Source organism: Amycolatopsis acididurans (genome assembly GCF_012328925.1).
GTDB lineage: Bacteria > Actinomycetota > Actinomycetes > Mycobacteriales > Pseudonocardiaceae > Amycolatopsis_E > Amycolatopsis_E acididurans.
Genome location: NZ_JAAXLS010000001.1, coordinates 666,895 through 676,223, shown reverse-complemented (window position 1 = coordinate 676,223; position 9,329 = coordinate 666,895). Strand labels below are relative to the sequence as shown.

Below are 9,329 nucleotides of genomic sequence, written 5' to 3'. Positions count from 1 at the left end.
CAAGATCAAGATAGGCAGCCCGCTCCTTGTGGAGCTTGTTGCGCCCCTGCGGCCTGCGGTCCTTGCGGATCTCGAAATCCATCGCACCCCTTGCGCTGGGGTGTTGCGACGACTCCTAGAACCCAAGATTCACCTGGGGGCTCTTCTCGTGCCCGTCGTCAGGAAGCCGCGCGCTGGGCCGCCTCCAAAAAGGACTTCACCAGCGAGGCCTCGGCGTAGTACTCGTCCCCGACGCCCTCGACCGCGCGGCGGCGGCCGTACTCGTACAGCACCGCGAGTTTCCAGAGCGCCAGCACGGTGTACCAGTCCAAACCGGACAGATCACGGCCGGTCGCCGTCGCGTATCGGGCCGCGAGCTCGTCCCGGGTCGGGTAGCCCTGCTCCAATGCCGCCGCGCCGAGTTCCTCCGTCGGCGTCATCGGCTCCCCGGCGACCGGATACGAGGCCAGGAAGTAGCCGACGTCGAACAGCGGGTCCCCGATCGTGGCCAGCTCCCAGTCCAGCACGGCCAGGATCCGGCCCGGCGAGTCGGGGCCGACGATGACGTTGCCGAGCCGGTAGTCGTTGTGCACGATCGCCTCGCCCGACTCGGGCGGCACGTGTGCCGCGAGCCAGGCGTCGATCTCCGCGAACTCGGCCGGCGGCCTGCCCTCGGAGTCGGCGATCAGTTTGCCCATCCGCCGGAAGTGCCGTCCGTTGAACCCTTCCGGCCGCCCCATGCCGGCCAGCCCGCGTGCCCGCCAGTCCACGGCGTGCAGCGCGGCCAACGTGTCCACAAGGGACTCGCCGATGCGCCGGCGGTCCTCGGGCGTGCTCAACGCCGGCGGGGTCCGGCCGGTGATGACCGGACCCTCGACGTAACTCATCACATAGAACGGGACGTCCAGCACCTCACCGGCCTGTCCGACCGCGAGGACGTCGGCGACCGGCACGTCCGTCCCGGCCAGGGCACCGATCAGCTTGGCCTCGCGCAGCATGTCGTGCGCGCCCGGCGGCACCGGCGGCGGTGGCGGCCTGCGGACCACCACCTTCCGCGAGCCGTCGTCGACCAGGAACGTCAGGTTCGAGTGCCCGTCGCCGATCGGCCGGGTGGCCACCGGGCCGGTACAGACTCCTCGTTCGGCGAGGAACCGTGCCAGCCCGGCGCGTTGCTCGTCATTCCAGTCCCAGCTCACAGTCCACTCTCGATCAGGTGTTGCAGGTACTGCCCTGGCCAGTGCGTCTCGAACTGCGCGGCGCCTTCTTCGCCGTCGATGCTCGCCCGGCACGCGGCCTCGGTGATCACGGTGCCCATCGGGTCGCGCGTCGGCAACTTCACCGCGCCGTAGGACTCCAGCACCACATGCGTGGTCTCACCGGTGATGTCGACGACGGCGGCCTCCAGCCGCCGCTGGACCATGGTGTCGTCGTATTCGGCGTGGTGCTTGATGTGCGACACCGGGACGGTCACCCCGTCCTTCACCACGTACCCGGCGAAGCCCCACTCGCCGCGCGCGATCCAGATCCAGCCGTTGACCGCGCGCCCGGATTCGGTGTAGGCGATGAACCACTTCCAGTGGTGCGGCACGCCCCAGTCGCGCACGCCCCACGAATGGTCGCGGTGGCCCTTGCGGTCCCAGGCGATGCGGCGCCCGCCGACCTCCAGGAACCCGGTGACGTGCCCGGTCTGTTCGAGCCGGTTCTCCGCGAACCACGCCGGCAGACCGTCCGGATTGGACTTGTAGCTGAACGCGTCGTGCAGTGCGGTGAAGTTGAACTCCAGCTTCACGTCCTCGCTGGTGTAGCTCACCTCCGCGGTGCGGCGCAGTTCCGGCTGTTTGACCGTCAGGCCCTCGAAGTGGAAGTTGTCCGCGTCCATCTCGTCGCCCACGGTGCCCTGCGCGAGCTTGAGCGCGACCGGCTCCTCACCCGGTCCCCAGACCGACACGTTGTAGCCGGTCTTGCCGCGGTTGGTCAGGTACAGGTAGACCTGCATGCCGAGCTGCTCGTCCGGCATGATCATTTCCCAGAACCAGCTGTCCCTCATCCGGCCGCCCTCGGCGGGCCAGTGCCGCAGATCGTCGCGGGGCCCGAAGCCCGGATCGACGTCTCCCAAAGTCACCATTTGCGACTACCTCCCCGTACTGTGTCTTCTTTGCCAGGCCGACCGACAGTCACGGCTATCAACCGAATGCAGGCCGGCCGCCGGCTGGTCGGTTCTGCCTACTTCTCGATCGTCCTGGCAAACTGCGGCGCCCGCTTGTCCTTGAACGCGGCCAGCGCCTCGCTCATGTCCTCGCTGCGGGTCAGCAGCGCCTGCCCGCGGTTCTCCAGTTCGAGCGCGCCCGCGTAGGACGCGATCTCCTGGTTGCGTTGCAGCGCGCGCTTCGACAGCTTCACGCCACCCGGCGAGTTGCCCGCGATCTGCCGGGTCGTCTCCAGGGCCTCGTCGAGCAGTTTCTCGCTCGGCACCACCCGGTTGACCAGGCCGATCCGTTCGGCCTCCTCGGCGCCGACGATCCTCGCGGTGTACGCGATCTCGGCGGCACGGCCCGGCCCGACGAGCCTGGTCAGCTGCCACGAGGTGCCCAGCTCCCCCGCCGACAAACCCACTTTCACGAAGGCGGCGTTGAACTTCGCGGTGGGCGCGGCGAGCCGGATGTCCGCGGCCAGCGCCAGCGACATCCCGCCGCCTGCCGCGGCACCGTGCACGGCGGCGATCACCGGGAACGGCAGCTCCCGGATCGCCGCGAGCCCACCGGTGGCCAGCTCCTGGAAGTGCAGGAACTCGCGCACACCCATCCGCGTGATGACGTCGATCTCGTCCAGGTCGAAGCCTGCGCAGAACGCACGGTCTCCCGCCCCGGTGAGGATCATCGCGCGGGCGCCGGAATCGCGGGCCGCCAGCGCGGCGGCACGGATCTCCCCGAACATCGGCACGGTCATCGAGTTCATCCGGTCCGGCCGGTTGATCTTCAGCAGCAGCACCCCGTCCTCGGGCTCTTCGAAGGCGAGGGTTTCCAGCTTCGGGGGTTCGAAGTCGAGCACGATCGGCCTCCTAGCTTCCGGTGAACTTCGGGGCGCGCTTCTCCTTGAACGCGGCCAGCGCCTCGGGCATGTCCGAACCGCGGGTCAGCAGCGCCTGGCCGCGGTTCTCCAGCTCCAGCGCCGCGGCGTAGGACGTGATCTCCATGTTCGCCTGCAGCGCGCGTTTGGACAGCTGCACGCCGCCGGGCGAGTTCGCGCAGATCAGCTTCGCCATCGCCACCGCCTCGCCCAGCAGGGCGTCGTCGTCCACGGTCTTGTTGGCCAGCCCGATCCGCTCGGCCTCGTCGGCGAACACGAACCGCCCGGTGTAGGCGATCTCCGACGCGAGCGCGGGACCGATGATGCGCGGCAGCAGCCAGGAGGCGCCGAGGTCGCCCGCGGACAGTCCGATGCGGACGAACGCGGCGTTGAACTTGGCCGACCGCGCGGCGAGGCGGATGTCGGCGGCCAGCGCGAGCGACAACCCGCCACCCGCGGCGGCACCGTTCACCGCGGCGATGACCGGAATGCGCAGCGACCGGATCGCCTGCAGGCCCCGGGCCGCGTGCTCCTGGCGTTCGAGCATGCCCAGCACGGTCAGGTTCGCGAGCTCGTCGGCGTCGTCGAGGTCGTACCCGGCGCAGAACGCCTTGCCCGCCCCGGTGAGGATCAGCACGCGGGCCTCGTCGTCGTCACCGAGCGCGAAGGCGAGCTGTTCGAGCTCGCGGAACATCGTGACGGTCATCGAGTTGTAGCGGTCCGGCCGGTCGAGCGTCGCCACCACGACGCCCTCGGCGGGCCGCTCCACCGCGATCGTCTCCAGTTTCAGGTCCTCCATCAACGCATCCCCTCCAGGATCGCGATCGTCGCGTCCTCGGCTTGTTCCGGTTTCAGTCCCCAGGGCACGCACACCAGGTTCAGGTGGTCGTAGTCGCGGGCGTGCGCCGCGACGCGGTCTTTGAGCTCACCGGGGCGGCAGGCGACACCGATCGCATCGATCACCTCGTCCGGCACGGCGGCGGTCATGGCCTCCTCGTCGCGTGCGCGCGCGGCCTCGCGGATCTTCGCCTGCGCCCCGGACCAGCCGTGCAGCGCGAAAAGCCGGTCGTAGACGCGGGAAGCCGCGTACTGCGCGACCGCATAGGCGAGCCGGCGTCGCGCGGCCTCCTCGTCGTCCTCGACGGCGCACATCAGAATTCCCATGAGCTTCACGTCGGCCGGTTCGCGGCCCGATGCCGCCAGGCCGACGCCCAGCTCGGGCCGCACGACCTCCTCGATATAGCGCGAGGTGAACATCGGATGCCCGACGAGACCGTCCGAGACGCGGCCCGCGACGCGCAGCATCAGCTTGTTGACCCCGGCGGTCCAGATGGGCAGCCGCTGCTGCACCGGCGGCGGCGTGTCCGAGGTCGGGCGCAGCTGGACCCGGTAGAAACGGCCCTCGTGCTCGACCGGGCCCTCGTGCAGCTTCCACAGCTTGCGCAGGACGGTGACCAGCTCCTCCATCCGCGCCGCGGGTGCCTCGCCGCTGACGCCGTGCCAGTCCTGCATCATGCGCGGGGTGCCGTTGCCCAGCCCGAGAATCAGCCGCCCGTCGGACAGCTCGTCGAGGTCGCGTGCCTCCGCCGCCCACACCAGCGGGGTCCGGCCCACGCCGTAGGCGATGTTGGTGCCGAGCTTGACACGGCGGGTCGCGCCGGCGAGTACGGCCAACGGCACGGTCGCGGACCGGTTGTACAGCTCCCCGGTCCACACCGCCTCGAAACCGGCTTCCTCCGCTCTCGCCGCGATCTCCGCGGTCCGGCGGAACCGCTCGGGTCCCGCGCCCGAGCTGAAGACGGTCAGTCCGTACATCTCATTCCTCCTGTCGGATCGCGCCCGCGTGCTGCCAGGCCGCCAGCCGGTCGTCGTCCACGCCCCACGCCCGCAGCGCCTCGACCGTATGCTCACCCGGCAGCGGCGGCCCTGCGTCGACCTGTGCCGGGGTACGGCTGAACTTGGGTGCGGGTGCGGGCTGGGTCAGCCCGTCGATCTCGGTGAACGCGCGCCGCGCCACGTGCTGCGGATGCCGGGGTGCCTCGTCGGGTTCCAGAACCGGTGCCACACAGGGACTCCGGCCCTCGGCGAGCGCGGCCCACTCGTCCCGGGTGCGCCTGCGCACGGCGTCGGCGAAGACCTTCTTCAGCACCGGCCAGTTCGCGCGGTCGTCCCGGTCGGGCAGGTCCGCGGGCAGCTCCAGCAGGTCCACCAGGTCGTCGTAGAAGCGTTGTTCGAGCGCGGCGACCGACAGCCACCGGCCGTCGGCGGTTTCGTAGGCGTCGTAGAACGGGGCGCCACTGTCGACCAGGTTCGCCCCGCGTTCGTGCCACGAGCCGGTCTGCCGGTAGCCGAAGAACGGCGTGCCCAGCAGCGCGGCTCCCTCGGCCATCGCCGCGTCCACGACCTGTCCCCGCCCGGAGCGCTGCCGCTCCAGCAGTGCGGCCAGCAGCCCGAACGCCAGCAGCAGACCGCCGCCGCCGAAGTCGCCGATCAGGCTCAGCGGCGGGGTCGGCGGCTGGCCCCGCCGTCCGATCAGCGACAACAGCCCGGAGAGTGCGACGTAGTTGAGATCGTGCCCGACAGCCTGCGCCATCGGCCCGTCCTGGCCGAATCCGGTCATCCGCCCGTAGACGAGCCCCGGGTTCCGCTCGGCGCACACCTCGGGCCCGATGCCGAGCCGTTCCGCCACGCCCGGCCGGAAGCCCTCGATCAGGACGTCCGCCCGCGCGACGAGGTCCAGCACGACCGCGGGGCCGTCGGGATGCTTGAGGTCCACGGCGACCGACCGGCGCCCGCGATGCAGCAGCTCGGTGCGGAAATCGCTGTTGGGACTCACCAGCCCGGCGCCCGCGGCGCGATCGACCCGGATGACGTCCGCGCCGAGATCGGCCAGCAGCATGGCGCAGAAAGGACCGGGCCCGATCGACCCGATCTCCACCACCCTGGTCCCCGCGAGCGGTCCCGTGAACTTCACAGCGCGATCAGCTCCTGCACGGCCCTCGACTCCAGATCGGCGACCGGCCCGCCACCGACCAGCTCTCCCTTGCGCAGCGCCAGAAAGCTGTCGGCGAGCTGGCGGATCATGCCGACGTGCTGCTCCACGAGCAACAGCGCGGTGCCCCGGTCTCGGATCTCGCCGAGCGCCCGCACCAGTTCGTCGATCACCACGGGTGCGAGGCCTTCGGTGGGCTCGTCCAGCATCAGCAGCTTCGGCTCCGCCATCAGCGCCCGCGCGATCGCCAGCATCTGCTGTTCACCGCCGGACAGCGCGGTGCCCGGCCGTTTCGCGCCCCGCGCCAGATTGGGGAACAGGTCGAACACGGCGTCCACGGTCCACTGTCCTTTCCGGCGGGACGCGCGGCCGAGCCGGATGTTCTCCTCCACGGTGAGGTTGCCGAAGATGCGCTTGCCCTGGGGCACCAGGCTGATGCCACGCGACGCGGGCTCGTGCCGCTTGCGGCCGAGCGGCGTGCCGTCGACGAGGATCTCGCCGGTCACGGTGGGCACCCGGTAGACCGACATCAGCGCGGTCGTCTTGCCCGCGCCGTTGCGGCCCACCAGGCCCACCGTCTGTCCTTCCTCGATGCGGAAGGACACATCCTGCAGCACCACCGCCCCCGCGTAGGAGGCGTGCACGTTCCGGAATTCGAGTACCGCGTTCATGCCGCGCTCCCGAGGTAGGCCTGGACGACGGCGGGATCGGCACGGACCGACGCGGGGTCGCCGTGTGCCAGCACCTTCCCGAGGTTGAGGACCGTGATGGCGTCGCACACGCGGAACACCCCGTCCACGTCGTGTTCGACCAGGATCGCCGCGACGTCGCGCGCGTGGCAGATCTCGCGCACGTGGTCGAGCAGCCGCACCGATTCGTCGGCGACGAGCCCGGCGCACGGCTCGTCCAGCAGCACCACGCGCGGCGAGCCGATCAGCGCGAGCGCGAGGTCGACCGATCGCTGTGTGCCGTAGGCGATCTCGGCGCACACCCGGTCCAGCACCGGGCCGAGGTCGAGCGCGTCCACGATCAGCGACAGGTCCGTCGCCGCGTGCCGGTGCGCCACCAGTTCCAGCTGCGCGCGCACCGTCATCGACGCGAACACGCTCGTGCGCTGGAACGACCGCGCGATCCCGCGATGCCGCCGCCAGCCGGGCGAGCGGCGGGTGATGTCCTCGCCGGAGTACCGGACCGTGCCCGAGGACAACCGGGCCCGGCCGGACAACGCGTCGATGAACGTCGACTTCCCCGCGCCGTTGGGGCCGATGACGCCGTGCAGCGTCCCTGGCTCGAGCGTGATGTCCACATCGGACAGTGCGCGCACGGCGCCGTAACGCACGCTGACGCCGGTGGCTTCGAACAGGCTCATCGCCGCACCCGCTTTCCGATCGCCCTGGCAAGGCGGCCGAGACCGCCCGTCAGCCCGCCCGGCAGGAACACCAGCACGAGCACCAGCGCGATTCCGGTGTAGAGATGCAGGTTTCCGGAGCTGTTGAAGCCGGCCTGCGCGTCGATGTAGACCAGCGCGCCGAGCACCGGTCCGGCGAGACTGCCGAGCCCGCCGACGATCGCCGCGATGAGCGAGTCCCCCGCCTTGGTGAAGCTGAGCAGATCGGGCGAGACGTAGGCGGCGTTGAGCGCGAAGAGCACCCCGCCCAGCGCCGCGACCGCGCCCGACACGACGAACGCGTACAGCCGGGGCCGGAAGGTGTTGTAGCCGGAGAAACGCATGCGCTCCTCGTTCTCCCGGATGCCCTCCAGCACCACCCCGAACCGCGCGCGGCCGAGCCACCACAGCACGAGCGCCGCGACCACGAGCACCACCCATACCACCGGCCAGAACAGGGCGGCGTTCATCACGGTCGTGCCCGTCATGCCGACGAACGTGCCCCCGGCGGCGACCTGCAATCCGTCGTAGGCGCCGGTGTAGGGGCGGGCGACGGTCTGCACGCACAACTGGTAGAGCGCCTGCCCGAGCGCGAGCGTCAGCATCAGAAATCCCATGCCGGACGCGCGCACCACGAGCAGGCCCATCAGCAGTGCCAGCGCCGTGCCGACCGCGAACCCGAACAGCGCCGCGGGCATCATGCCCCAGCCCCACTGCTGCGTCGCGATGGCCAGCGCGTAGGCCGCGCCACCGAAGAACGCCGTGTGCCCGAGGCTGATCAGGCCGAGATGCCGCGCCAGGAACCCGATGCCCAGCGCCAATAGCGCGAGGATGATGCCGTCCAGCAGCAGGCCCATCGTGTACTTGTCGGGCACGACATAGGGCACCGCCAGCCCGGCCACCGCGACCACGATCGCGACCACCGCGCCGGACAGCCACAGCTTCCGCGTCAACCCGACCTGCTTGGCCGGCGGGAGGTGCTCTGCCACCGGGGAGGTGGCCGTCATGGAGTTCATCGCGCCACCCCCTTGCCCGCAAGGCCGGCCGGCCGCCACAGCAGCACGGCGACCAGCGCGATGTAGGGCACCAGCACGGACAGGCTGGGAACGAGCACCGCGCCGAGGGTCTGCACGATGCCCAGCACCATCCCCGCGATCATCGCGCCCGCGATGCTGCCCGCGCCGCCGATGACGACGACGATCAGCACGTTGATCAGGATCGCGACACCCATACCGGGATCGACCGACACGTACGGCGCGGCCAGTGCCCCGGCCAGTCCGGCGAGCGCCGCGCCCACGCACACCACGACCAGGCTGACCCGGTCCTTGTCGATGCCCAGGATCGACGAGGTCTCACCGTCCCGGCTCGCGGCACGGATGTGCAGGCCGAGTGTGGTGCCGCGCAGCCACCACACCAGCCCGGCCGCCAGCACCACGGCCACCGCGATGATCAGCAGCCGGTAGGCCGGATACGCGACGCCGAACACCGACGTGGTCCCGCCGAGCCCGGCCGGGGCGGACACCGCGAGGGTGCGCTCGCCCCAGATCAGCACGATCACCCGTTCCAGCACCAGCGCGATGCCGAACGTCACGAGCCCGACTTCGATGTGCGAGCGGTGTTCGAGCCTGCGGAAGAACACCAGTTCCAGCACCGCGCCGAGCACGGCGAGCACCAGCGGCGCGGCGACGAGCGCGAGCCAGAACGAGAAGTGCGCGCTCACGCTGAAGGCCAGGTAGGCACCGGCCATGTACAACGCGCCGTGCGCGAAGTTCGTGACCCCGCGCAGGCCGTAGATCATCGCCAGCCCGGAGGACAGGATCATCAGCAGCGACCCGAAGGCCACTCCGTTGAGCAGCTGAGTGAAGTTCACGCCGACCCTCCCCGGCCTCGCGGGACACCCGCACC

General features: G+C 70.6%; 10 protein-coding genes. All 10 read right to left on the bottom strand.

Annotated elements, in window-relative coordinates; genetic code table 11:
• Positions 1-158 precede the first annotated feature (158 nt).
• The 10 genes from HFP15_RS03365 to HFP15_RS03320 all read right to left on the bottom strand — a co-directional run bounded on the left by HFP15_RS03365 (position 159) and on the right by HFP15_RS03320 (position 9,294).
• The gene (locus HFP15_RS03365; RefSeq protein WP_168511182.1) at positions 159-1,175 is read right to left on the bottom strand and encodes a phosphotransferase family protein; all 1,017 of its coding nucleotides are present in this window, start codon (positions 1,173-1,175) and stop codon (positions 159-161) included.
• Entirely contained in the window at positions 1,172-2,104 is a 933-nt protein-coding gene (locus HFP15_RS03360) for a DUF7064 domain-containing protein (protein ID WP_168511180.1), read from the bottom strand. The genes HFP15_RS03365 and HFP15_RS03360 overlap by 4 nt, the downstream gene beginning before the upstream one ends.
• Positions 2,105-2,202: 98 nt before the next feature.
• Positions 2,203-3,027, bottom strand: coding sequence for an enoyl-CoA hydratase/isomerase family protein (locus tag HFP15_RS03355; protein WP_312871433.1), 825 nt, complete (start codon positions 3,025-3,027; stop codon positions 2,203-2,205).
• Between the two features lie 10 nt (positions 3,028-3,037).
• Positions 3,038-3,844 carry an enoyl-CoA hydratase/isomerase family protein gene (locus HFP15_RS03350; RefSeq protein WP_168511178.1) on the bottom strand — a complete coding sequence of 269 codons (807 nt, stop codon included), beginning with the start codon at positions 3,842-3,844 and terminating at the stop codon, positions 3,038-3,040.
• A complete protein-coding gene (locus tag HFP15_RS03345) occupies positions 3,844-4,860 on the bottom strand; it encodes an LLM class flavin-dependent oxidoreductase (RefSeq protein WP_168511176.1) in 1,017 nt (338 codons plus the stop codon). The genes HFP15_RS03350 and HFP15_RS03345 overlap by 1 nt, the downstream gene beginning before the upstream one ends.
• 1 nt (position 4,861) lies before the next feature.
• Entirely contained in the window at positions 4,862-6,019 is a 1,158-nt protein-coding gene (locus HFP15_RS03340) for a CaiB/BaiF CoA transferase family protein (protein WP_168511174.1), read from the bottom strand.
• Positions 6,016-6,708: an ABC transporter ATP-binding protein gene (locus HFP15_RS03335; RefSeq protein WP_168511172.1), complete on the bottom strand. Its 693-nt coding sequence runs from the start codon at positions 6,706-6,708 to the stop codon at positions 6,016-6,018. Before HFP15_RS03335 ends, HFP15_RS03340 begins: the two co-directional genes overlap by 4 nt.
• Complete coding sequence (locus tag HFP15_RS03330) at positions 6,705-7,406, bottom strand: ABC transporter ATP-binding protein (RefSeq protein ID WP_168511170.1); 702 nt, start codon at positions 7,404-7,406, stop codon at positions 6,705-6,707. Before HFP15_RS03330 ends, HFP15_RS03335 begins: the two co-directional genes overlap by 4 nt.
• The gene (locus HFP15_RS03325; RefSeq protein WP_168511168.1) at positions 7,403-8,440 is read right to left on the bottom strand and encodes a branched-chain amino acid ABC transporter permease; all 1,038 of its coding nucleotides are present in this window, start codon (positions 8,438-8,440) and stop codon (positions 7,403-7,405) included. The genes HFP15_RS03330 and HFP15_RS03325 overlap by 4 nt, the downstream gene beginning before the upstream one ends.
• On the bottom strand, positions 8,437-9,294 hold the full coding sequence (locus HFP15_RS03320) for a branched-chain amino acid ABC transporter permease (RefSeq protein WP_168511166.1): 858 nt from the start codon (positions 9,292-9,294) through the stop codon (positions 8,437-8,439). Before HFP15_RS03320 ends, HFP15_RS03325 begins: the two co-directional genes overlap by 4 nt.
• Between the last annotated feature and the right edge of the window lie 35 nt (positions 9,295-9,329).

Coding starts and splice junctions, on each gene's coding strand:
- HFP15_RS03360 (WP_168511180.1), bottom strand. CDS start 2,104: ATGGTGACTTTGGGAGACGTCGATCCGGGCTTCGGGCCCCGCGACGAT.
- HFP15_RS03350 (WP_168511178.1), bottom strand. CDS start 3,844: ATGGAGGACCTGAAACTGGAGACGATCGCGGTGGAGCGGCCCGCCGAG.
- HFP15_RS03345 (WP_168511176.1), bottom strand. CDS start 4,860: ATGTACGGACTGACCGTCTTCAGCTCGGGCGCGGGACCCGAGCGGTTC.
- HFP15_RS03335 (WP_168511172.1), bottom strand. CDS start 6,708: ATGAACGCGGTACTCGAATTCCGGAACGTGCACGCCTCCTACGCGGGG.
- HFP15_RS03330 (WP_168511170.1), bottom strand. CDS start 7,406: ATGAGCCTGTTCGAAGCCACCGGCGTCAGCGTGCGTTACGGCGCCGTG.
- HFP15_RS03325 (WP_168511168.1), bottom strand. CDS start 8,440: ATGAACTCCATGACGGCCACCTCCCCGGTGGCAGAGCACCTCCCGCCG.